A 23,002-nucleotide genomic window follows, 5' to 3' on the forward strand; every position below is an offset into this window, starting at 1 on the left:
CACCGCGTGGTGAGGTGCCCCCGCCGCATGCAAGCTCAGCGTGGCGCGGGGACTGGCGTCAGCTTCAGCACCAGGTTGGTCGAGGCATCGGCCACATACAGGTTGCCCGTGGCGTCGATCGTCAAACCGACCGGTTGCGTGAAGGTCGCGTTGGAGCCCACGCCAATCGCGCTGCCTGCGACGTTGACCCGGCCAGCCAGCGTGCTGACGACGCCCGTCCTGGAAATGCGGCGCACCAGGAAGTTGCCGATGTCGGTCACGTACAGGTTGCCGTCGGCATCGATGGTGATGCCTGCGGGCAGCTTGAAGGTGGCCGTGGCCAGGTCGCCGTCGGTGTTGCCGGGGGTGCCGGTGCCGGCGTAGGTGGTGACGATGCCGCCGGGCGTGATCTTGCGGATGCGGCTGTTGCCGGTGTCGGCCACGTACAGGTTGCCTGCCGGGTCGGCCACGACGCCCAAGGGGGAGTTGAACCGTGCCGCGGTGCCCGCGCCGTCGGCATAACCGCTGGTGCCGGCGCCGGCCAGGGTGGTGACCACGCCCGCGGGGTTGATCTTGCGAACGACCGCGGCGATGTAGTCGGTCACGTACAGATTGCCCAGGGCGTCCGTGGTGAGGCCGCGCGGCGTGGAGAAGGTGGCGGCGGTGCCGGTGCCGTCGGTCGAGCCGGTGGTGCCGCTGCCCGCGAAGGTGGTGACGTCACCGGTCGGTGTGAACTTGCGAATCTTGCGGCCCTGGGCTTCCGCCACGTAGCCATTGCCCACTGGGTCGAAGCCGATGGCATCCAGACTCAGAAAGCCCGCGGCCGCGCCGTTGCCGTTGACCGAACCGGCGGGCAGCACGCCGCCCGCGAAGGTGCTGACCAGGCCGGCCGGCGAAATCTTGCGCAGCAGGCCGGGCGTGCTGTCGCCCACAAAAAGCGAGCCGCCGCTGTCGAACGCAATGCCCGACGGCATGTTGAAGGTGGCGAGGCCGGCTGCACCGTCGGCCGAGCCGCGCGTGCCGGGGATGCCTGCGTAGGTCGTCACTTCGGCCAATGCGGTGGCGCAGGTGACGGCCACGTCGGCCACATCGGCCGAGGCGGTGCCGCTGGGCTTGGCCACTGTGCAGAACTGCCACAGCGGTTGGGTGCGCACCGTGACGGCGTAGGCGGCGCCTTCTTTCACGGCGGTGGGAAAGACGAACCTGCCGTCGGCGGAAAGCTTTAGGTCGTCGCCCGCGTTGTTCTGCAGCACCACGCCGCCGGTGAGGCCGACGACCGAACCACCGACCGTGTGGGTCGCGGAAGGGTTGGGGCCCGGCGTGGAGACGATGGGCAGCACGCCCGCATCGCCACCACCGCCGCCGCCGCAAGAGGCCAGCAGCAACACTGCACCCGCCACCGCACTCGCCACCGTGCTTGCGCGCGCAATCGCACGCCATTCATGAGTCGACATCGTCCCTCTTTCATTGTTCAAGCCACGAGCCCGCCTGGACGAGCGCGGTGCGCTCAGGGCTTCCAGGGCAGGCTTGCCTCGCTGCGGATCGTCGGCTCCGGGGGAGCGCCGTGGGTCCGGGAGGTGCAGCCAGTGAGGTCGGAATGTTACTAAAAGTTGACTACTGCTTTTTCGCCTGGCGTCTGACCATCGCCAGCGCCATGGCGACGGCCACCGCGGCAATGCCCGCAGCCGCAAAGCCGAGACTCGGCAGCCCCAGGTGCCGTATCGCCAGGCCGCCCACCACCGCCCCCAGGCCGATGCCGGCATTGGCGGCCGACACGTTCATGGTCCCGGCAAAAGCCTGCGCCTGGGGTGCGGCCTGCATCACGCGCACCTGGTTGACCGGAAACAAGGCCGTGTAGGCAATGCCCCATGCCGCCAGCGCCACCACCAGCCAATGCAGCGTGCCCGGCACCAGCGCGGCGCCCGCCATGCCCAGGCCCAGCAGCGCGGTGAAGAAAACGGTCGCACGCAGCGGCGAGCGGTCCATCATCTTTCCGGCCAGCGCATTGCCCAACAGGCCGACCGCGCCGAACGCCATCAGCCACCAGCCCACATGGGCCGGCGCCACGCCCGCGAGCTTCTGCAGCGTTTCGGCCAGGTAGGTATAGGCCGTGAACATGGCCGTGAACACCACCACCGACAGCGCCACATGCCACTGGAACGCGCCGTCTCGCAGGATGCGAATCTGCTGGCCGATGCGCATGCGCTGCGGCTTGGCCTGCGCCGGCATGCACACGGCCAGCAGCACCGCCGTCAGCAACGACAGCAACGCGAAACCCCAGAACGCTCCGCGCCAGCCGATCGTGCCCGCAGCCAGCGTGCCGATCGGAATGCCGAACAGCAGCGCCGCCGTGATGCCCAGGTACACCCGGGCCACCGCCGTGCCGGCCTGGGCCGGCGCGACCAGCCGCGTGGCGGTCTCGCTCGCCGTGCCCCAGAACACCGGCAGCAGCAGCGCGGGAATGAAGCGCGCGACGCCCAGCACCCACAGGTTCGGTGCCAGGGCCGCCAGCGCGTTGGCCAGGGCGAAGACCCCCATGATCGCCACGAACAAAGCCTTGCGGTTCAGGTGCGACAGCAGCAGGGTGAGCGGCGGGCCGAACAGCATCACGGTGAATGCGAACAGCGTCACCAATTGGCCCGCCAGCGGCACCGACACACCCAAATCGACCGCCATCGCAGGCAGCAGGCCGACGATGAGAAATTCGGTCGAGACGATCACGAAGGCCGCGATCGCCAGGATCACGATGGACAGCATGCCGCCCGTGGTTCGGGTGGTGGCGTCGATGCGCTGAGGCGATGAAGCAAGGGGAGGGGATGAAGACGGCATCGGCATGGCACTGCTGGTAAACCCTGAGCTTATTCAGGCCTAAATATCACGATGGCGATAAGATTTCTCGCCATTGATGCCCTAATTTCTTGAATAGAGCCGCATGAACCCCACCGAACGCCTCAAGGGCATCGAAGCATTCGTCTGCGCCGCCGACGCAGGCAGCTTTGTCAACGCCGCACAGCGCCTGCACCTGACCGCCTCTGCCGTCAGCAAAAGCGTGGCGCGGCTGGAGCAGCGCCTGGGCGCGCGGCTGTTCGAGCGCACCACGCGCAGCCTGGCGCTCACGGACGCGGGCAAGGCCTATTACCAGACCTGCGCCATGGTGCTGGGCGAGCTGGAGGCGGCAGAGATCGTGCTGGCCACCGAGCGCCAGAGCGAGCCCGCCGGCAAGGTGCGGCTGGACCTGCCGGTGTCGTTCGGGCGCCTGCGGGTGCTGCCCTTGCTGCGCCCGATGCTGGAGCGCCATGCCCGGTTGCGCCCGCAGCTGTCTTTTTCCGACCGGTTCGTGGACCTGGCGGAAGAAAACGTCGACGTGGCCGTGCGCATTGGCGGCCCGGTGCCCGCGGCGGCGACGCTGGGCCATCGGCAGCTGGGCATGGAGCGGCTGATCTTCTGTGCCGCGCCTTCTTATCTGGCGGCACGGGCAAGACCCGAGAGCCTCGACGATCTGGCCGGCCACGACCTGGTGGTGTACGGCAGAAGCGACGGCCGCATCAGCCCCTGGCTGTTCGCCGCCGAAGGCCGGCCCACCGAACAGCGCGCGGTCGATGCGCGACTGGTGGTGGGCCATGGGGAGGCGTTGGCGTCCGCGGTGGCCGCGGGCTGGGGCATCGGGCAGTTGGCCACCTGGCTGATCACGGACGAATTGGCCAGCGGCGCCTTGGTCGAGTTGCTGCCCGAGGCGTCGACCGACGGCCTGCCGCTCAGCCTGGTCTGGCTTCGCAGCCGGCAGTCGCTGGCGAAGGTGAGCGTGCTGGTCGAGGGGTTGAGCGCGGTGTTGAAGATCCGATGAAGGTTGGTTGAAGGAGGTTTTCAACGTATCGAATACGAGAAGTAATTAATAAAGTATCGAATACGCAACTTGCACGGATGTTGCGAATGCGGTAAGTTATAAAAAATAGCACCGAATTCGCAACGCCATGAGCACCCCTTTGGAACTCGCCCAACGCCTTGAAGCCGCCCGGCTCGCCCTCGGCTTGACGCGCCAGCAACTGACCGAGCAAGCCGGCGTCAGTCGCCAGGCCGTTTACCGCTTGCTCAAGGGCAACGATGTGCAGGTGTCGACGCTGCTGGCCGTCATGGAGGTGCTGCAACTCGACCTGGCCACCGTGCCCAGGGCGCTGCAGCGGGCACTGCCGGAGCTCAGCCTTTCGGAGCCGGGCTCGGGCCAGGGCAACGCAGGTGCAGCGCCGGCGCCCGTGGCCTCGGCCCATGTGCTGTCCGCCGTGCAGCAACGGCTGGCCGGCCTCACGGCGGGCGCCGGCGCCCCGGTCAAGCGCAGGGGCCGCCCATGAACGTGCCCGTTCTCGTCATCAAGCTGTACGGCCGGCGCATCGGCTGCCTGTTCAAGTACGAACAGCCCGCGTCGCCGCCGGTGATGCGCTTCGTCGCCGACGAGGCCTACGCGCGGCTCCCCTGGGACGATGCCGACGTGCTCTCGGAGTCGATGCGCGCGGCCGACCCGGCCCAGCAGCAGTCGTTCTGGCTCGACGTCACCCGGCCTGAATTCAACACCGTGCTGGGCGGCAAGGGCGACCACCAGCTGCCGCCGTTCTTCCAGAACCTGCTGCCCGAAGGCGTGTTCCGCCGCTTCGTGGCCGAAGAGGCCGCCATCGATCCGCTGGACCACATGGGCATGATCGCGGCCTGCGGCAAGAACATGCCGGGCGCGGTCACTGCGGAGTGGCAAGACATTTCGCGCGCCACGCTGCAGCGCCTGGTCACCCAGAACCAGGACGCGCTGGAGGCATCGGTGTGGGCCGAGCCGTTTCAGGACGCGCTGTCCATCTCCGGCGTGCAGCCCAAGATCGGTGTCAACAAGAACGCCGACGGCCGCTTCGTGGGCCGCACGTCGAAGGGCGACGCGTCCATCATCGCCAAGCTGCCGTCGTCGGAGTACGCGCGCATGCCGCAGCTAGAAAACCTCAGCATGACGCTGGCAGGGCTTGCCGGGGTGGCCGTGTGCCAGTTCGAGCTGGTGCCCATGTCGGCGCTGGCCGCGCCTCACCGCTACGACCTGGGCGAAGAGGTGGCCGGCCAGTTTCTGGCCGTGACCCGGTTCGACCGCGACGCGCAACGCAAGAGCGAAAAGATCCACTTCGAAGACTTCGCACAGGTCTTCGGCGTGCCACCGGAGCAGAAGTACACCGAGTCTTACCTTGCCATTGCGGCGGTGTTGCTGAGCCTGCCGCGTTGCGGCGAGCCGGCGGTGCACGAGCTGCTGCGCCGCATCGAGGTGAACGAGCTGCTGGGCAACGCCGACATGCATCTGAAGAACCTGGGCCTGCTCTACCGCGACCGGCACCACGCCGAGCTGGCGCCGGCCTACGACATCACGGCCACCGTGCTCTACAACGGCGCCAGGGGCCACGCGCTGCGGCTGCTGCCAGGGGCGGAGAAGCAGCACGCCGACGCCATCCTGAGCCCGGCGCGGCTGCAGACCTTTTGCAACGAGCTGGGCCTGCAGGTGGCCGGCGCGGCCAAGGTCGTGCGAGACACCGCAGCCGAGGCCGCCCGCGAGTGGCTGGCGCCGATAGTGGCCAGCGGGCTCACGCCCCGGCAGAAGCTGCAGCTGCTCACGCGGGTGGCGAACCATCCGCACATCAGGCAGGCGGCGAAGAGGTTGCGCCGGCCTGAGTTGCTGCAGGAATGGGACGAGGCTGTACGGCTGATGGGGCAGGGTGGCGCCTGAGCTCAGGGCGGCGCACCCGCCGCAGGTTTCTTCACGCATTCCACCTGTCGGGGAACCCCGGTCATCTGGTTGCCCCCGGTGATCTTCTTGACCTCGCCCGTGGGGCAGCGACCATCGTCCACGTAGACCACCTCGCCCTGGCGCACGCTGCCTTTCGGCGGCATGGCCTTGAGGTAGTCGATGGCGCCCCAGGCCGCCTGCATGTTGCCGACGAGCGTGATGCAAAGCAGCACGCCGAACAGTCGCTGCGTCCACGCGGCGCCCCCGGCCATGAGCGCGTTCACGGCCTCAGTGCGCCACCGGCGCATGCAGCACCGCATTCGCGCCCGAGCCCGAAGACGCGGCCGTCACAGAGGACACGGCTGAAGCCACCACCGCCTGCGGCACCGCATCCGCCAACGTATGCCCCGGCCCGCACCGTCCATACGTGTCGTCGAAGCGCACGATGTCGTCTTCGCCCAGATACCCGCCCGTCTGCACCTCGATCACTTCCAGCATCGTCTTGCCCGGGTTCTCCAGCCGATGAATGGCGCCGGAGGGCAGGTAGATCGACTCGTTCTCCCGCACCAGCGTCACCACGCCGTCGCAGGTGGCCTTTGCCGTGCCCTGCACCACGATCCAGTGCTCGGCGCGGTGGTGGTGCATCTGCAATGAAAGCTGCGCGCCGGGCTTGACGGTCAGGCGCTTCACCTGAAAGCGCTCGCCGTTGTCCACGCTGTCGTAAGCGCCCCAGGGCCGCACCACGCGGCGGTGCTCGGTGGCCTCCACGCAGCCGTCCAGCGAGAGCTTGCGCACCACGTCGGCCACCTGCTCGGCGCAGCCGGCGCCGGCCACCAGCACGGCGTCGGGGGTGTCCACGATGATCAGGTCTTCGGTGCCCAAGGCCACCACCTGGCGGTGCGGCGCATGGATGAAGGTGTTGCGCGAATTCAGCGCGCGGGCCTTGCCGCTCAGGCGGTTGCCGTCTTCGTCGGCCGGGTGCAGGGTGGACACGGCGTTCCAGCTGCCCACGTCGCTCCACAGCCCCTCGAACTTCACCACCGCAATGTCCTTGTGCTTTTCGAGCACGGCGTAGTCGATGCTGTCGCTGCGGCAGGCCTGAAAGGCCGCGCTGTCCAGCCGCAGGAAGCTGCCGTCGGTGGTCACGGCGGCGGTGGCGCGCTCGCACGCCAGCAGGATGTCGGGCGCATGGCCGCGCAGCGCGGCAATGAGGGTGCGCGCCTGCACCAGCAGGATGCCCGCGTTCCAGCTGTAGCCGCCGTGCAGCAGCAGCGTTTGCGCCACCGCTGCGTTGGGCTTTTCCACGAAGCGCACCACCGCCTGGCTGTGCCCGTCGCCGGAGGCCTGGCCCGCCTCTATGTAGCCGTAGGCCGTGCTCGGAAAACTCGGCACCACGCCAAAGGTGACGATCTTGCCGGCCAGCGCCGCCGCAACGCCGGTGCGCACGGTGCGCGCGAACAGCGCGGCATCGGGAATGTGGTGGTCAGACGGCGCAAACAGCAGCAGGTCGTCCGGTGCGGCCAGCAGCGCGGCCGAGGCCATGGCGGCGGCCGTGTTGCGTGCCATCGGCTCCAGCACCTGTCGCCCGGTGGTCTGCGCGGCTTCCGCCGCTTCCTTCACCATGAAGCGATGGTCTTCCGCCGCGATGCAGGTGATGTCGCGATTCAGCGCGCTCAGGCGCTCCAGCGCCATGTGCAGCAGGCTCTTGCCGCCGATGAGCGGCGCAAACTGCTTGGGCAGCGCCTTGCGCGACAGGGGCCACAGGCGGGTGCCGCTGCCGCCGCAAAGAACCACGGGATGGATGAGGGTGGTGTTCATGATCGCCTGGGTGTGGGGATGTAGGGATGTGACAGATGGAGTAAGAAGGCCGCGCTCAGATCAGCCCGGAATACGCCGCATAGCTCACGGCCTGCGCGCGCGAGTGAACGTGCAATTTCTTGTAGATGTTCTTGATGTGCGCGTTCACGGTCTGCCCCGAGATGCCCAGCTTGGTGCCGATCTCTTCGGTGACATGGCCGCGCGCCACAAAGCGCAGCACCTCGCATTCGCGCGCGGTGAGCGTGGCCTCGCGCTGAGGGGCTTCCACCGAGGGCGGTGCGCCGGCCGGCCGATGGCTCAGGCGGGCCAGCAGGCGCCGCGCCAGCCGCGGCGTGATGGCCGCGCCGCCGTTCACCACCTGCAGCACGGCCTGCGCAAAGCTCTGCAGCCAGGCGTCTTTCAGCAGGTAGCCGGTGGCGCCCAGCTCGAAGGCCTGCAGCACGTGGGCCTCGTCTTCCAGCGCGGTGATGACGATGACTTCAGCCGCGCTGTTGAGCTTGCGCGCCTCGCGGATCAGGTCGAAGCCGTTGCCGTCGCCCAGCCGCAGGTCGACCATGAGCACGTCGAAGGCATGCGTGGCGATCAGCCGGCGCCCGTCGCGCAGGCTGCCGGCCTGGCCTTCGAGCTGAATGCGCAGGTCCGACAGCAGCTCCTGCGCAATCACGCGGCGCATGAACTCGTCGTCGTCGACCAGCAGCACGCGCACCGGGGCGTCCTGCTGGCCTGTCAGGAAGCCGGGCCACAGCGGCGCGGCCGGCGGCAGGATGCCCGGTGGATACCCCGAGCGGCCATCGTTTTGCTCGGTGAAGGATGGCGGTGCGTTGTCAGACATTGGAGTGCCCCAGGTTGGAGGTGTGCAAGCGCGGCATGTCCGCGGCGAAGACCGGGAGCGCCGCGGCATCGGGCGCCCAGTCGGGCTGTGTCGGCTGCTGCCGCGATGTCGGCGATGTCGGCGGAACGGCATCGTCGAAGCCGTGCGGGTTCAGTGCCTGCCAGCGCCAGCTGTCGGCGCACATCTGGTCGAGGTTGCGCCGGGCGCGCCAGCCGAGCACCTCGCGCGCGCCGCGGGCGTCGGCCCAGTAGGCAGGGGCGTCGCCGGCGCGGCGCGGGCCCAGGCGGGTGGCAATGCGCCGCCCGCTGGCGCGCTCGAAAGCGGCCACCACCTCCAGCACCGAAGCACCGCGGCCGGTGCCCAGGTTGCTCATGAGGATGCCGGGGCGGCGCGTGGCGTGGCGCAGCGCGGCCACATGGCCTTCGGCCACGTCCATCACGTGCACGTAGTCGCGCACGCCGGTGCCGTCCACGGTGTCGTAGTCGGTGCCGTGCACCATCAGATGCTCGCGCTCGCCCACCGCCACCTGCGAGATGTAGGGCATGAGGTTGTTGGGCGTGCCGTGCGGCTGCTCGCCGATCAGGCCGCTCTCGTGCGCGCCCACCGGGTTGAAGTAGCGCAGGCAGGCAATGCCCCAGCGCGGGTCGGCGTGGGCCAGGTCGGTGAGCACGCTTTCCACCATGGCCTTGGTGCGGCCGTATGGGTTGACGGCAGCGCAAGGCGCGCTCTCTGGAATGGGCGAATGCTGCGCGTCGCCGTACACCGTGGCCGACGAAGAAAACACCAGCGTGCGCACGCCCGCGCGCCCCATCGCCTGCACCAGTGCCAGCGTGCCCGCCAGGTTGACGTCGTAGTAGCTCACCGGGTCGGCCACCGAGTCGCCCACCGCCTTCAGCCCCGCCAGGTGCACCACCGCGCGTATGTTCGGGTCGGCCAGCACGCGGTCGAGTGCCGCGGGGTCGCGCACGTCGCCGCGCACCAGCACCGGCGCCACGCCCGTGATGCACGCCACACGCTGCAGCGAGCGCGCGTCGCTGTTGACGAGCGTGTCGAGCACCACCGGCTGGTAGCCGGCCTCGATCAGCGCCACGCAGGTGTGGCTGCCGATGAAGCCGGCGCCACCGGTCACCAGGATCTTGTTGGGCAGGCTCATGGTCGGTGCTCCTGGTGTTGAAACGACGGATCAGCCGGCTGCAACGCAGCGCTGCAGCTCTTGCTCCAGCCGCCGCAGGATGGCGTCCTGGTCGAGCGCGGACTCGGCAAAACGCCGGCCGGCCGCGCCCATTTCTTCGCGCGTCTGGCGCGACATGGCCAGCTGCTCGATGGCGTCTGCCAGCGCCGCCGCGTCGCCCGGCGCCACCACCACGCCGCGGCCCGACACCACGTTGCTCAGCTCGGTGCCGGCATGCGCGGTGACGATCACCGCGCGCCCGCTGGCCAGCATGCCGCCCAGCTTGGAGGGCATGACCAGGTCGGCCGCGTCAGCGCGCTGCGGCAGCACATGGATGTCGGCCATGCCCAGCAGCTCGTTGAGGCGCTCGGCCGGTTGCAGGTCGAGAAAGTGCACGTTCGCCAGGCGCACGCAGGCGTCTTTCAGCGGCTCGCGGCTGGGGCCGTTGCCGCAGAACACGAAGTGGATGTTGTGCGAGCACACCAGCAGGCGCGCCGCATCGGCCAGCAGCTCGATGCCCTGCTTGCTGCCCAGGCTGCCCGCATACAGCACCACCACGGCGTCGTTTGGAATGCCCAGTGCGGCGCGGTAGCCGTCGGGTGAGTTGTTCGCGGCCGTGGGGTGGATCGATTTCACGTCCACCCAGTTGGGGAACAGCACCACGCGGCTGTCGGCCACGCCCTTGCCACGGGCCTTCTCGACCATGGCCGTGGAGATGGTCGACACGCGGCTGAACTTGCCCAGCAGCCACTGCTCGGCCGAGCGCGCAAAGCGCTGCACGCGCTGGCCGCTCAACAGGCCCAGGCCAAAGGCGGCGTCCACCTCGTAGTCCTGAATGTGCAGCCACGACTTGATGCCCAGCATCTTGGAGAAGAACAGCACCGAGGGCGCGCAGAACAGCGGCGGCTCCACCACAAACACCACGTCGGGCTTCCAGCGGATCTGCGCGCACAGCAGCGGAATGCTCGACAGCATGAAAGAGAACAGGTGCGCCATGCGCGCCAGCGTGCGCGGCGTCTTGGGCACCCAGGTGGGCGCGCGCCACACGGTGATGCCGTTCCACTCGCTCTTGCGGTAGCGCCAGGCCGAGTAGCCGTCGAACACCGACCACTGCGGAAAGAACGGCGGTGCCGCAATCACCCGCACGTCGTGCCCGTGCGCATGCAGCCACTGCGCCATTTCCCCCGAGTACTTGCCGATGCCGGCCAGCTCGGGGGTGAAGTTCATCGAATAGAGAAGAATTTTCACGCGGTCGACCTCATGCGCAGCAGGCGTTGCAGGGGAAAGAAACCGAAGACCAGGCGCATGCGCGTCTCGTAGAGCACAAAGTCCGACACGCAGGCGAGCAGAAACACGTAATGCGGCTTGCCGGGGAACAGCACGATCACCACCGCGTAGGAGACAAAGCGCAGCGCCACCTCCAGCAGCGCCCAGCGCCCGAGCGAGCCCATCGAGGTCTTCAAAGACAGCACCATCTCGTGGTGAATCGTGTAGGTGCGCAGCAGAAAGTAAGGCGCCATGCACAGGAAGATGCTGCGGGCCTCTTCGCCCAGCTTGAGCAGCGGCGCGGCCACCGCCATGACGCAGCCCAGGCCCACGAACAGGCCGCACCCCAGCAGGAACGAATGGCGTGCCAGGCCGAGCTGCGCGTCGCCGAAGTGCCTGGGGTCGGCCTCCAGCATCGCCTTGGTCTTGGTGAACAGAAAGGCCTGCACAAACTGCGAAGGCGCCTCCGCCAGTAGAAAGGCCAGCTTGAACGCGCCCACGTAGCTGAGCGGCATGAAGTACGCCACCACCAGCAGGTCGGACTTGCGCAGCAGGAACGTCAGCAGCGAATACACCGTGGCCGTGGCCTGCGACAAAAGCCCGATCGCATGCGGCCCGGCCGGCGGTGCCGCACCGTTGCCCGGCAGGCCGATGGCCACGCACACCACCACCAGCGCGAACAGGTTGATGAGCAGCAGGTGCGCCACGCCCAGGTCGAACTTCAGCGCGGTGCACAGCCCCACACCCAGCACCAGAATGGTCGAGCGGATGCCCGCCTCCAGGTTCAGCAGGCCCGCATGGCCCAGCCCCCGGCTGAACGACAGGCGCAGGCTGTTGAACGAGAAAATCGCCAACGTGGCCACCACCAGCACAAAGGGCGCGTCGCCCACCGGCAGGCGTTGCAGCGCCAGGATGACCGTCACCAGCACCATGGCCAGCGGCAGCCCGATGGATAGCGTGCGCACCACGTCGCCGCGCGTCACGCCCGGCGGCACGCTGGCCGCATTGCGCGAGAACAGCAGCGAGCTGCCCAGCGTGCCCAGCACCAGCGCCACCTCGATGACCGACTGGTACACCGAGTACTCGCCAAAGCGCGCCGGCGAAATGCTCGCGGCCATCAGGAACACGGCCAGAAAGCCCGACAGGTACACGTACATCCGCGACGCCAGCGCGCCCAGGCCGGCAAGCCAGGCCATGCGTGCACCCGGCAGGGCGAGTGAGGGGCTGAAGGGTTTCATGGCGCGGGCCTGGCTTACTTGCCGGTCGATGCCGGGACCACGCTGCGCGTGTCGAACAGCCGGCGCGCGAAGGTCGCAACCCGAAAGGCGTAGTTCTTGCCGCGGCGCGCCATCTGCAGCCCGTAGGTCACGGCCGCCACGGTGTGCATGTGGCCGCGCAGCGCGTAGGGCATGGCCATCTTGGCGCTGCCCTGAAAGTGCAGCGCCACCACGCGGGTCATTTCGCCCGCCTCGTTGGTGAGCCAGGCCTTGCCGTCGGTGTAGGCCACGCGCTTTGCTCCGCCGCGCACCTTGAACTCGCGCGGCAGCAGGTTGTGCATGCCGTTGATGTTGTGGTCGATCACCGTGCCGCCCAGCACGCGGTTGATGGGTGCGTCGTTGCCGGTGGTGCGCGCCCAGAGGTAGAGCAGCGTCATGTCGGACACGCCGCCGCGCACGCCGCGTGCGGCAAAGCGCGCGGCAATCTCGCGCAGCTTGCGCCGCCCCGACGGGGTGGCGTAGCTGTCGAGCACATAGGCCACGAAGCGGCGCAGGCCGTTGGCGCTCCAGTAGCTCACGTGCGGGGAAATCTGGCAGGGGTTCCAGCCGTCGCTGGGCTGCATGGTCGAGCCCGAGAAGTCGGCCTTGTCGACCAGGTGCGCAATGTGCGCGCCGGCGCCCTGGAACAGCAGCACGTCGCTGTCGATGAGCACGAATTCGCGCACCTCGGGGTTGGATTCCAGAAACTGCGCTAAGAGAAAGTAGCGCCTGAAGCAGATCTTCTCGAACTCGGCCGAGTTGCTGGACAGGTGCACATACGACTTGCAGAAGCGCTCGTAGCTGGGGCCGGCGTCGGTCTGCGAGAGCACGAACAACCGTTCTTCGGCCAGCACCGCCGATTCACGGCACAGCGCAAGGGTCTTGTTCTGACGGTCTTCCACGACGATGAAGGGCAGGGAGGGTTTCATGGCGTTGGTTGAAGGGTTGATGAAGGTGTGTGACAGGAGGCGGTGGATTCAGGGCTTGCGGGCGGTCACGCTCTTGATGAGCGCGACGTGCGCCGGCACGAAGCGGCCGGTGGCGTCGATGGGCATGTCCAGCGTGAAGAGGCCGCGCGCGGCGGCCGCTTCGTTGATCCAGTTGCGCAGCTGGTCGGGCGTGAAGCGCGGCGGTGCCTCGCGGCCCCAGGAGGCGGTGAGCGGCGTGAGCACGTGGAACATCAGCTCCGACGGCGGCGCCACCGGGCGGGCCGGCGGCTCCATGTACTCGCCGGCCATCAGGTTCTGGCAGGGCGCAGACTTGGCGGCAAAGCGCTCCGGGCCTTCGCCGGCGTTGAAGGCCAGCAGCCGGTTGGCCGCGCCGCTGCGCGCGGCGTCGCACAGTTGCTCCCAGCCCGCGGCGGTGATGCCCTTGGTGTTGTAGGTGCCGTCGAACCACCAGCCGGCGGCCAGCGGGCCGTAGTGCTCCGACCAGTCGCGGATCACGCTGGACCATGCGGCCACGAACTTGGGCGGTGGCGGCTGCTGCTCGTTCACGTCGCCCAGGCAGTCCATGAGGTAGCGGTCGGACTGCGGCGCGCGAAACGGCAGGTACAGCACCAGCGCAATGCCGCGGCTGCGCAGTGCCTGGCCAATTTCCAGCGGCAGGTCGCGCGGCGAGCGGTTCTTGGCGCTCGCGGGGCACAGCACTTCGAGCGCGGAGTTGGGCGCGATGTACTGGCCGTTGTTCTGCCCCAGCGTCAGGATGAGGTGAGACACCCGCATCTGCGCGAGCTGGTTGGCGAACGCCTCCACGTCGAAGCGCATCACCTCGCCGATGGTCTGCTTGTCGGGCAGGTAATGCACCATCACGCCGAAGCCGGGCATGGCGGTGTCCGATGCAGGCAGTGCCGGCACAACGGCAGCCGCACCCTTGGCAGCCGCCGGTGGCGTCTTCGGCTGGGCCAGCACCGCGACCAGCGCGGCGCCGCACACCAACGCCGCCACCACGCGCAGCCCCACGGCGGCATAGGTGTTCATGGCATGGCCCTCGTGAACGACAAGGCGCTGCGCTTGAGCGTGAGGTAGCGACCGGCCACGGCAGCCGGCGCGCAGGTGGCGGCCAGCGCCCAGGCCGGGCGCGTGCGCTCGTGCCGGGCAAGGTACTTGGCAAGCCGGTAGGGGTCGCTGTTGGCGCTGCCCACGAAGAAGCCGTAGCCCGCGAACAGCTCGCGGTGCACCGGAATGTCGGACAGCAGCAGCGGCACGCCCAGCGTGGCGGCCTCGGCGGCCGACAGGTTGAAGCCCTCGAAGGTCGACAGCGAAATGAACGCGGTGGCGCCCATGTACAGCTGAATGAGCGCCTCGCGCGACACCAGCCCCCGGTGGCGCACGAAGCCGCGCACCTCGGGCGCCAGCGCGGCCACCATGCGCTCGACCTCGGCCGCGCCGTTGCCGGTGATGTCCAGGTAGTCGACCAGGCCGGCGCGCTTCATGCGCTCGAACAGCGCGAGGATGCCGCCGAAGTTCTTGTGCGGGTAGTAGTGGTAGGCCGCAATCAGGTAGCGCTCGCGCGGTGGCGGCGTGCCCGTGTTGGCAGCCTCGCTCGGTGCGGTCTGTGCGGCCGGTGCGGTCGTGCCGCGCGGCGCGTCCACCGGGTTGAAGATCACTGTGGCGTGCTCGCAGCGCCCGAAGTGGCGCTCGAAGTCGTTCTGGCTGCTCTTGCTGATGAACACCACGTCGGCCGCGCTGCGCGCCGCGCGCCACAGGTTCCAGTCCAGAAACAGGCGCTTGGCCCGGCTGAAGTACTGCGGGTAGGCCTTGTACTGCAGGTCGTGCACGATGGCGATCGAGTCCCGGTGGCTGCCCAGCAGCGTGAAGGGCAGAAAGTAGTTGGGGAACACCGAGAACATGCGCTCGCCCGTCAGCAGCATGCGCAGGCGGTGAAAGTTGTAGAGCAGCGTGTCCAGCACGAAGCGGCTGAGCTTCAGGCGCAGCGCCAGGTCGTACACGCGCGGATGCCGCTCGCTGACCGCCTCCACGCGGTCGTCGCGCGACAGCCGCATGTTGCGCAACAGCACCTCGGACACATTGAGCACGCCACCGGCGTCCTTGTTCAGGCGCACGGTGTCGTAGTAAAGGTAGGTGGCCATGGATGCACCTCAGGCGTTGGGGAAGTCGCGTTGCACCATGTGCGCGCGCGCAGGGCGAAGGCGCCGGCTGCGGTGCGCGCGCGAGCTCAGCGCGCCGGCGATCAGCGCGGCAATCAGGCCGGAGGCCGCGAACGGGCCCCAGCCCAGAATGGGCCCGCGCATGAACGGCACATAGGCCGCCAGCAGCACCAGCGCCGCCAGGTAGCTGCCCGAGAGCGGCCGGTTCGGGTCGATGGCCCGGTCCACCAACCTGAAGCCCGCCGAAATCGCCAGCCCCAGCATCGCCGGGCCGGCCAGCCCGAAGTCGAAATACGCGGTGGTGAACGGCGGCAGCGACAGGTTGCTCTGCGAGAAATTGCCCAGAATGGCCGACCAGCCGAGCGGGTCGAAGTCGGGAAACATCTTCAGGTCGCGCGGCAGAAAGAAAGACACCGCCGACAGCAGGTAGCGGCCCCAGCCCAGATCGGGAATGGGCGCGCGCTCCAAGATGCCGGCCACCACGAACTGCGCGTCGAAGTCCTGGCTGAAGGGAAAGGTCTGCAGCGTTTCGCCCCAGAAGCTGCCGCGCGAGAACAGGTTCAGCACCGGGCCCAGGCCCGCAATGGCGCCGAACACAATGCCGGCCAGCACCCAGCGCCGCCCACGCCCGAAGGCGTGAATCAACAGCGGCAGCAGCCCGATCAGCAGCACCTGGCGCGCCGTGTTCACCGGGTTGGCCGCAATCGCCGCCAGGCCCAGGGCCAGGCCCGCCGCGCACCACGACCACAGCGTCTTGCTGCGCGCCGCGTGAATCGCCAGCGCCACGAAGCACAGCAGCACCACCATCTTGGGCAGCGTGGAGAAGAAGATGAAGTCGATCGGCACGCTGTCTTCGTCCCCCGCGATGCCGCGCGCCACAAAGTTGAGGTCGGGCCGGATGAACAGCGTGGCAAAGGCCGCGAGCGAGCAGCTCAGCAGCAGCAGCAGCGGGTGCGCCACGCCCACCAGGTGCGTGTCGTGTCGCCCGGGCAGATGCACCGGGCCGTCGGGCACGCCCAGCCGCGCGGCCTCCACGCCGGCCATGTACAGCAGCAGCAGCACCAGCGCCTGCGTGTGGGCGTCGGCGCTGAGCAGGCCGGTTTCCCAGAAGTCGATGTTGTTGGCGATCTGCATCGCCGGCGCAATCGAGAAGTAGATGAGGATGGTGGCGTAGTGAATCAGCAGGAACACGCTGCCGCCCGAGGCGCCCAGCATCGCCAGTTGAATCAGCGCCAGCACGACCACCGCCGTGTAGCCCCACACCGGGTCGACCAGGCCGCACAGCAGCGCGCAAACGATGCCGGACCAGAAGGAGAGGGTGCGCATGGTGGGCCTGACGGGTTGGGTGGGTGTGAGCGGCGGCGGGGGCTCAGGCCTCGATGCTCTGGGCCGTGTGGTAGCCGTGGCGCTCCAGCAGCGCGCAGCGCTTGGCAAGCTCCAGGTCGCTCGCAACCATCTCGGCAATCATCTGGTCGAGCGTGATCTCCGGCACCCAGCCCAGGTCGTCGGCGGCCTTGGTGGCGTTGCCGCACAGCGTCTCCACTTCCGACGGGCGAAAGTAGCGCGGGTCCACGCGAACCAGTACGTCGCCCACGCAAACCGCAGGCGCGTCGTCGCCCACCACCTGCGTGACCACGGCCACCTCGTCGATGCCGCTGCCTTCGAACGCCAGCGAAATGCCGAGCCGGGCCGCCGCGCGGGTGACGAACTCACGGATGCTGTACTGCACGCCCGTGGCAATCACATAGTCGACGGCCGTGGGCTGCTGCAGCATCAGCCACTGCATGCGCACGTAGTCCTTGGCGTGGCCCCAGTCGCGCAGCGCGTTCATGTTGCCCAGGAACAGGCACTGCTCCAGGCCCTGCGCCACGTTGGCCAGCCCGCGCGTGACCTTGCGGGTCACGAAGGTCTCGCCGCGCCGCGGGCTCTCGTGGTTGAAAAGGATGCCGTTGCACGCGTAGAAGCCGTAGGCCTCGCGGTAGTTCTTGGTGATCCAGTAGGCGTACAGCTTGGCCGCGCCGTAGGGGCTGCGCGGATAGAACGGCGTCAGCTCGCTCTGGCGCGGCTCCTGCACCTGACCATAGAGCTCGCTGGTGCTGGCCTGGTAGAAGCGCGTCTTCGACTGCAGCCCCAGCAACCTGATGGCTTCCAGCAGCCGCAGCGTGCCCAGGGCATTGATGTCCGCGGTGTATTCGGGGCTGTCGAAGCTCACCGCCACATGGCTTTGCGCGCCCAGGTTGTAGACCTCGTCGGGCTGCACCTCCTGCATGATTCGCGTGAGGTTGCTGCCGTCGGCCAGGTCGCCGTGATGCAGGTGCAGGTGCCGCTGCGATTTGGCGTGCACGTCCGAATACAGGTGATCGATGCGCCCCGTGTTGAACTGCGAGGTGCGCCGCTTGATGCCGTGCACCTCGTAGCCTTTTTCGATCAGCAGTTCGGCCAGGTAGGAGCCGTCCTGGCCCGTGATTCCGGTGATGAGTGCGCGCTTAGACATGTTCGGCCTTTTCGGTGTGGCGGAGGGTTGTTCGGTAGGCCGCGTAGGTGCGGCGAAGTCCTTCGGCCAGCGGTACGCTGGCGCGCCAGCCCAGGGCGGTGGCGCGTGATACGTCCAACAACTTGCGCGGCGTGCCGTCGGGCTGTGTCGGGTCGCAGTGGATGTCGCCCGTGTACCCGACCACGTCGCCAACCAGCCGTGCGAGCTCGGCAATCGAGACGTCTTCGCCCGTGCCCAGGTTGATGTGGCCGCGCATCGGGTCGGTCTGCTGCTGGTAGGCCTGGCGCGACAGGTTCATCACGTCGATGCAGCCCAGTGCCATGTCGTCCACGTAGAGAAACTCGCGCCGTGCGCGCCCGGTACCCCAGATGCGCACGCTGGGCAGGTCGGCGGCGCGGGCCTGGTGAAAGCGCTGGATGAGCGCCGGCACCACGTGGCTGTTCTGCGGGTGGTAGTTGTCCCCGGGGCCGTACAGGTTGGTCGGCATCACGCTGCGGTAGTCGATGCCGTGGCTTTCGCCGTACTGACGGTTGTAGCTTTCGCACAGCTTGAGGCCTGCGATCTTGGCGATGGCATAGGGCTCGTTGGTGGGCTCCAGCTGGCCGTCGAGCAGGTACTCCTCGCGGATCGGCTGGTCTGCAAGCCGCGGATAGATGCAGCTTGAGCCCAGGAACAGCAACCGCTTCACGCCCCCCATGAAGGCCTGGTGCGTCACGTTGGCCGAGATCATCAGGTTCTCGTAGATGAACTGGGCCGGGTATGTGGCGTTGGCATGGATGCCGCCCACCTTGGCCGCCGCCAGATAGACCTGATCGATAGCCTCGTTGGCAAAGAAGCGCGCCACTGCGTCCTGGTTGAGCAGGTCGAGCTCGGTGCGCGAGCGGGTGACCACGGCATGGCCCAGTTCGCCCAGGCGCCTTGCAAGCGCCTGGCCGACCATTCCGCCATGACCCGCGACAAAGATACGCATATGTTCTTTCGGTTCGGAAGTTGGAAAAAACGCCTAGCGCGACCCGCGCGCACCCGTCACCACGCCAAAGGTCTTCAGCAGAATCACCAGGTCGCGCCACAGCGACAGCCGCGCGACGTACTCCGCGTCCATGGCGGCGCGGCGGCGGTAGCTGATTTCGTTGCGACCGCTGATCTGCCACAGGCCGGTAATGCCCGGGCGCACCGCGCAGTAGTGGCCCCAGTAGTCGCCGTACAGGTCCTTCTGCGTGAACATGCAGGGGCGCGGGCCGACCATGCTCATGTCGCCCTTCAGCACGTTCCAGAACTGCGGGAACTCGTCGATGCTGTACTTGCGCAAAATGGCGCCGAAGCGCGTGATGCGCGGGTCGTTCTGCAGCTTCTGGTACACGGCCCACTCGCGCCGCGCGGCCTCGTTCTCGCGCAGGTGGCGCGCCAGCACCGCGTCAGACTCCGCCACCATCGAGCGGAACTTGTAGAACTTGAAGACCTTGCCGTCCTTGCCGTAGCGCGGCTGCATGTAGATGGCCGGCCCGCCCGAGCTCACCAGCACGCCCAGCCAGATGAGCGCATAGGCCCAGCCGAAGAACAGGAAGAACGAGCCCGCCATGGCAATGTCCGCGGCGCGCTTGGCGTGGCGCAGCCAGGCGCCGCCGCCGATGCGCCCGTACACCGGCGTGTTGGCCGCATGTGCAGCGGTGGTGGGCGTGGCCGGCCCGCCGGTGCCGTCACCGGCGCGCGCGGAGCTGTTCGATCGCAGGGTGTTCATGATGCGGCGTGCTCCGGCTCGATGCGCTTGGGCATCACGGTGTCGGCGGTGTCGATGGCATACGACGTCTCGCGGCGGGTAGGCGCATAGCTGTAGCCGTAGCTGTAGCTGCGGTAGTGCCGTTGCGTGGTGTCGACCGCGTTGAACACCACTCCGTGGAACACGGCGCCCACATGGGCCAGGCGCTTGGCGCTTTCCACCAGCTCGCCCATTTCGCTGTTGTCGGCGCGCGCCACCAGCAGCAGGGTGCCCATGATGGGTGCCATCTCCGCGGTCTCGGTGGCCACCAGCGTGGGCGGTGCGTCCACGATCACCACGTCGTAGCGCGCCGACAGCATCGTCAGCGTGTGCGCGAAGGCGTCGCTGGCCAGCAGCCCGGCCGGGTCGGAGTGCACGGTGCCGGAGGTCATCACGTCCAGGTGCGGCAGCACCTGGTGGTGAATGGCCTGCTCCAGCGGCACGCCGCCGGCAATGACGTCGGCCAGGCCGTGCTTGCGTTGCAGGCCGAATTCGGTGCTCAGGCTGCCGCGGTGCATGTCGGCGTCGATCAGCAGCACCCGCTTGCCCGATGCCGCGAGCAGCGTGGCGAAGTTGGACGACACAAAGGTCTTGCCCGCGCCCGGGGTGGCGCTGGCAATGAGGATGCGGTTGTTCGGCGCGCCCACCATCACATGCTTCAGCGTCGTCCGCAGCCGGCGCAGGCCTTCCAGCGCCGGGTCTTCCACATGCAGCGCCGCCAGCACCTTCACGCCGGGCTTGCCGCTGCGAATCGCGCGGTCGAGCACGCGCTGCTGGGTGCTCAGCGCAATGGTGCTGTACACGCTGAGCCCGGTCACGGCCTCGATGTCTTCAGGGCTGGCGATGGAATGGCGCAGGTTCTTGCGCGCCATGGCCGCGGCGCCGCCCACGAACAGGCCGCCTGCCAGCGCCAGCGCAATCACGATCAGCGGCTTGGGGCGCACCGGCTTCTCTGCCACCAGCGCCTGGTCGAGCACGCGCACATTGGCCACCTTGCCCTCCTTGGCCAGGCGCATCTGCAGCGAGCTGTTCAACAGCGTGGCGTACAGGTCGGTGTTGACCTTGATGTCGCGCTGCATGCGCAGCGAGTTCTGCTGCAGCATGGGCATGCGGCGAATGCGCCCGTCCACACCGCCAAGCTCCTTCTTCAGCGAGGAAATCTGCGAGTCCAGCGTGAGCACGGCCGGGTGCGCGGCGGTGAAGTTGCCCATCAGGTCCAGGCGCTTCTGCTTGGCGTCGAGCAGCTTGGCCTGCAGGTCCACGCTCTGGGACAGGGCATTGCGGGCCTCGTCGTCCAGGCTGATGGTGCCGTTCTGGTTGCGGTACTGGTTGTAGCTGTCTTCCGACTGCTCAAGCTGCGCCTTGAACTTGGGCAGCTCGGTGCCCAGAAAGGCCAGCGCGCGTTCGGCCTGCACCGTCTTCTGGTCGATGTTCTGGCGCACGTACAGGCGAGAGATTTCGTTGAGCACGTCGGCCAGCTGGCCGCGGTTCTCAGCCTGCAGGCTGATGTCCATCACACCCGACTGCTTGCCTTTTTCGACCACGCGCAGGTCTTTCTGCAGCGCCAGCAGGGTCAGCTGCTTGGACTGGCGCACCAGCTCGAAGGCGGCGCCCGGCTTGGCGTCGAACGAGGCCACCAGCAGGTGCAGCGTGCCGCCGGGCACGGTGGCGTCCAGCGGCGCGCCGATGGTGCCTTTCAGGGGCGTTTCGATGTCGGGGTTGGTCAGTGTGTAGCTGCCGGCGGTGCCCGCGACGAGGGTGAACTTCTTGCCCTCGAAGGCCGCCGGCACATCCATCTGCGCCACGTTGATGCGCTCGGTGCCCGACACGTAGTTGCCCATGCCCAGAATGCCGGGCGTGGAAAGCTGGTTCGAATGGCGCGCCAGAAACTCGCCCACCAGCGGCACATAGTTGGGCCGCGCGGTGATGAACAGCTTGGTGTCTTCCATCGCCTGGCCCAGCACCATGCGCGACTTCAGAATTTCGGTTTCACCCGAGGTCGGCGTCTTCACGCCGATGCCCACGGCCGCGTTGGAGTCGCCCGGAAAGTTGCCGCCCGAGCGGTCCGGGTCTTCCACCTGAATCAGGATGTTGGCCTCGTACACGCGCGGGCCGAACAGGGCGTAGCCCACGCCCAGCAGCAGCGCCAGCGCCGTGATGGAGGCGATCAGCCAGCGGCTGTCGATGAGGATGTCCAGGTACTCCCGGATCCGCGATTCCCTGACCCAACCGGCCTCCATGGCCGCCACGGGTGCGGCGGTCGCGGGTGCGGAGAGCGAAGCTTGCCAGCGCGCATTCATGAGGTTCACCTTTTCGTGTTGCGGTAAGGGGCACTCACCGCCGAGCGGTGTCGCGGCTGAGGTTGGCGACCTGGGCGGCCGGAAGAATCAGGCTGATGACGCGGTTCCACGTGACCAGCGGCACGTGGTCGACATAGACCACGTCGCGCGGCAGCAGCTCGAAGCGGTCGGCCAGCGCCAGCGCCACCGGGTTCTTCGCGTTGAGGTTGAAGATCTGCTGCACGTCGGGGTTGCCGGGCGCGTTGCGCACCACGTAGATCTGGCCGGGGTCGGAGGACAGCAGGTCGGGCCCGCCGGCGTCGCCCAGCGCTTCGTTCAGGCTCAGGCGGCCGTTGATGCGCATCTGCAGCGCCGAAGGCGCCCTGATTTCGCCCATCACGTACACCCGGCTGTCTTCGCGGGTGCCCACGTTCACGATGTCCCCGTTGCGCAGCGCAATGCCGTTGCCGTCAAAGCCCAGCGACTCCAGCGTGGGCAGGTCGACCACCGTGGTCACGCCGCCGCGGGTCAGCGAAATGCGCGAGCGGTCGCCCACCGTGGTGAAGCTGCCAGCCCGGCTGATGGCCTCCGACAGCGTCATCGGAATGTCGGTGAAGATCTGCAGCCCCGGCGTGCGCACCTCGCCCTGCACATAGGCGCGCTGGCTGCGGAACGACTGAATGCGCACCGTGACCTGCGGGTCCTTGATGTAGGTCTTGATGCGCCCGGCAATCAGCTCGGAGGCGCCTGTTTCGGTCAGCCCCTGCAGCTTGACGCGGCCGATGTAGGGAAAGCTGATTTCGCCGTTGGCCCCCACGATGAAGCCGGGCGCCACGCTCACGCCGGTCGGGTCCGACTGCTGCGCAATCACCGCGCCCGCGTTGGGCAGCAGTTCGGGCCGGTTGTAGACGATGACGCCCAGCACATCGCCCGGCCCGATGGTGTACACGGGCGGCGTGGCAAACAGCCGCTTCACGCCTTCGCTCACGGCCTTGGGCTTCTGCGCGATCTGCGCGCGAATCAGGTCGGGCGTGATCGGAATGATCTTGCTGCTCTCGGCCGACGCGGTGCTGTCACCGGTGGTGCTGGTGAAGCCCAACGCGGCCGGCGTGCCGAAGCCCGGCGCGCAGCCCGACAGCGCGAACAGGCCGAGCGACAGCAACAGCGCCATGCCCAGCCATCGCAACCGGTCGTCCGCCTGAGCCCGCACCCGGGCCCGCGCCACGCTGTGCAAGAGGGGGTGCGTGCCGCATGTCTGCTGCGCAGGATCTAGGCGTTTCATGGTGATCTCCTTGACGG

The 23,002-nt window shown here is 68.1% G+C and carries 20 protein-coding genes; 3 read left to right on the forward strand and 17 right to left on the reverse strand.

The genetic code is table 11. The features are described from left to right. Window positions 1–35: 35 nt before the first annotated feature. The gene (locus tag VLK31_RS12375; RefSeq protein ID WP_409168685.1) at window positions 36–1,433 is read right to left on the reverse strand and encodes a hypothetical protein; all 1,398 of its coding nucleotides are present in this window, start codon (window positions 1,431–1,433) and stop codon (window positions 36–38) included. A 160-nt stretch (window positions 1,434–1,593) separates the two neighbouring features. Then, entirely contained in the window at window positions 1,594–2,736 is a 1,143-nt protein-coding gene (locus tag VLK31_RS12380) for an MFS transporter (RefSeq protein ID WP_409168733.1), read from the reverse strand. A 175-nt stretch (window positions 2,737–2,911) separates the two neighbouring features. On the opposite strand from VLK31_RS12380, the gene VLK31_RS12385 reads away from it, so the two are divergent. From VLK31_RS12385 to VLK31_RS12395, 3 genes are all read left to right on the forward strand, one after another. Continuing rightward, entirely contained in the window at window positions 2,912–3,823 is a 912-nt protein-coding gene (locus VLK31_RS12385; protein ID WP_409168686.1) for a LysR family transcriptional regulator, read from the forward strand. 127 nt (window positions 3,824–3,950) lie between these two features. Further along, window positions 3,951–4,325: a helix-turn-helix domain-containing protein gene (locus VLK31_RS12390; protein ID WP_409168687.1), complete on the forward strand. Its 375-nt coding sequence runs from the start codon at window positions 3,951–3,953 to the stop codon at window positions 4,323–4,325. Continuing rightward, window positions 4,322–5,722, forward strand: a complete 1,401-nt coding sequence (locus VLK31_RS12395) for a type II toxin-antitoxin system HipA family toxin (protein ID WP_409168688.1) — start codon at window positions 4,322–4,324, stop codon at window positions 5,720–5,722. The genes VLK31_RS12390 and VLK31_RS12395 overlap by 4 nt, the downstream gene beginning before the upstream one ends. 2 nt (window positions 5,723–5,724) lie before the next feature. Here the strand turns inward: VLK31_RS12395 and VLK31_RS12400 are convergent, their stop codons facing one another. The 15 genes from VLK31_RS12400 to VLK31_RS12470 are packed head-to-tail and all read right to left on the reverse strand — an operon-like array spanning window position 5,725 to window position 22,985. Next, window positions 5,725–6,006 carry a DUF6719 family protein gene (locus VLK31_RS12400; RefSeq protein WP_409168689.1) on the reverse strand — a complete coding sequence of 94 codons (282 nt, stop codon included), beginning with the start codon at window positions 6,004–6,006 and terminating at the stop codon, window positions 5,725–5,727. 4 nt (window positions 6,007–6,010) lie between these two features. Next, window positions 6,011–7,540: a mannose-1-phosphate guanylyltransferase/mannose-6-phosphate isomerase gene (locus VLK31_RS12405; RefSeq protein WP_409168690.1), complete on the reverse strand. Its 1,530-nt coding sequence runs from the start codon at window positions 7,538–7,540 to the stop codon at window positions 6,011–6,013. A gap of 55 nt (window positions 7,541–7,595) precedes the next feature. Then, window positions 7,596–8,372 carry a LuxR C-terminal-related transcriptional regulator gene (locus tag VLK31_RS12410; protein ID WP_409168691.1) on the reverse strand — a complete coding sequence of 259 codons (777 nt, stop codon included), beginning with the start codon at window positions 8,370–8,372 and terminating at the stop codon, window positions 7,596–7,598. Continuing rightward, window positions 8,365–9,525 (reverse strand): UDP-glucose 4-epimerase GalE, encoded by a 1,161-nt coding sequence (gene galE, locus VLK31_RS12415; protein WP_409168692.1) that lies wholly within the window; start codon window positions 9,523–9,525, stop codon window positions 8,365–8,367. Before galE ends, VLK31_RS12410 begins: the two co-directional genes overlap by 8 nt. A gap of 30 nt (window positions 9,526–9,555) precedes the next feature. Further along, window positions 9,556–10,791 carry a glycosyltransferase WbuB gene (locus tag VLK31_RS12420; RefSeq protein WP_409168693.1) on the reverse strand — a complete coding sequence of 412 codons (1,236 nt, stop codon included), beginning with the start codon at window positions 10,789–10,791 and terminating at the stop codon, window positions 9,556–9,558. Next, on the reverse strand, window positions 10,788–12,047 hold the full coding sequence (locus VLK31_RS12425; RefSeq protein WP_409168694.1) for a lipopolysaccharide biosynthesis protein: 1,260 nt from the start codon (window positions 12,045–12,047) through the stop codon (window positions 10,788–10,790). Before VLK31_RS12425 ends, VLK31_RS12420 begins: the two co-directional genes overlap by 4 nt. 14 nt (window positions 12,048–12,061) lie before the next feature. Beyond that, on the reverse strand, window positions 12,062–12,994 hold the full coding sequence (locus VLK31_RS12430) for a hypothetical protein (protein WP_409168695.1): 933 nt from the start codon (window positions 12,992–12,994) through the stop codon (window positions 12,062–12,064). A gap of 48 nt (window positions 12,995–13,042) precedes the next feature. Next, window positions 13,043–14,044: a hypothetical protein gene (locus VLK31_RS12435; protein WP_409168696.1), complete on the reverse strand. Its 1,002-nt coding sequence runs from the start codon at window positions 14,042–14,044 to the stop codon at window positions 13,043–13,045. Beyond that, window positions 14,041–15,156 carry a glycosyltransferase gene (locus VLK31_RS12440; RefSeq protein WP_409168697.1) on the reverse strand — a complete coding sequence of 372 codons (1,116 nt, stop codon included), beginning with the start codon at window positions 15,154–15,156 and terminating at the stop codon, window positions 14,041–14,043. Before VLK31_RS12440 ends, VLK31_RS12435 begins: the two co-directional genes overlap by 4 nt. Window positions 15,157–15,165: 9 nt before the next feature. Further along, window positions 15,166–16,500, reverse strand: coding sequence for a hypothetical protein (locus VLK31_RS12445; RefSeq protein ID WP_409168698.1), 1,335 nt, complete (start codon window positions 16,498–16,500; stop codon window positions 15,166–15,168). A gap of 43 nt (window positions 16,501–16,543) precedes the next feature. Further along, the gene (gene gmd, locus VLK31_RS12450) at window positions 16,544–17,668 is read right to left on the reverse strand and encodes a GDP-mannose 4,6-dehydratase (RefSeq protein ID WP_409168699.1); all 1,125 of its coding nucleotides are present in this window, start codon (window positions 17,666–17,668) and stop codon (window positions 16,544–16,546) included. Next, window positions 17,661–18,638, reverse strand: a complete 978-nt coding sequence (locus tag VLK31_RS12455) for a GDP-L-fucose synthase family protein (protein ID WP_409168700.1) — start codon at window positions 18,636–18,638, stop codon at window positions 17,661–17,663. The genes gmd and VLK31_RS12455 overlap by 8 nt, the downstream gene beginning before the upstream one ends. Before the next feature lie 33 nt (window positions 18,639–18,671). Beyond that, window positions 18,672–19,406 carry a sugar transferase gene (locus VLK31_RS12460; RefSeq protein ID WP_409168701.1) on the reverse strand — a complete coding sequence of 245 codons (735 nt, stop codon included), beginning with the start codon at window positions 19,404–19,406 and terminating at the stop codon, window positions 18,672–18,674. Next, the gene (locus VLK31_RS12465; protein WP_409168702.1) at window positions 19,403–21,724 is read right to left on the reverse strand and encodes a polysaccharide biosynthesis tyrosine autokinase; all 2,322 of its coding nucleotides are present in this window, start codon (window positions 21,722–21,724) and stop codon (window positions 19,403–19,405) included. The genes VLK31_RS12460 and VLK31_RS12465 overlap by 4 nt, the downstream gene beginning before the upstream one ends. Before the next feature lie 34 nt (window positions 21,725–21,758). Next, window positions 21,759–22,985, reverse strand: a complete 1,227-nt coding sequence (locus VLK31_RS12470; protein ID WP_409168703.1) for a polysaccharide biosynthesis/export family protein — start codon at window positions 22,983–22,985, stop codon at window positions 21,759–21,761. Window positions 22,986–23,002: the final 17 nt, after the last annotated feature.

Origin of the sequence: Variovorax sp. H27-G14 (genome assembly GCF_046156345.1) — a bacterium.
GTDB lineage: Bacteria > Pseudomonadota > Gammaproteobacteria > Burkholderiales > Burkholderiaceae_C > Variovorax.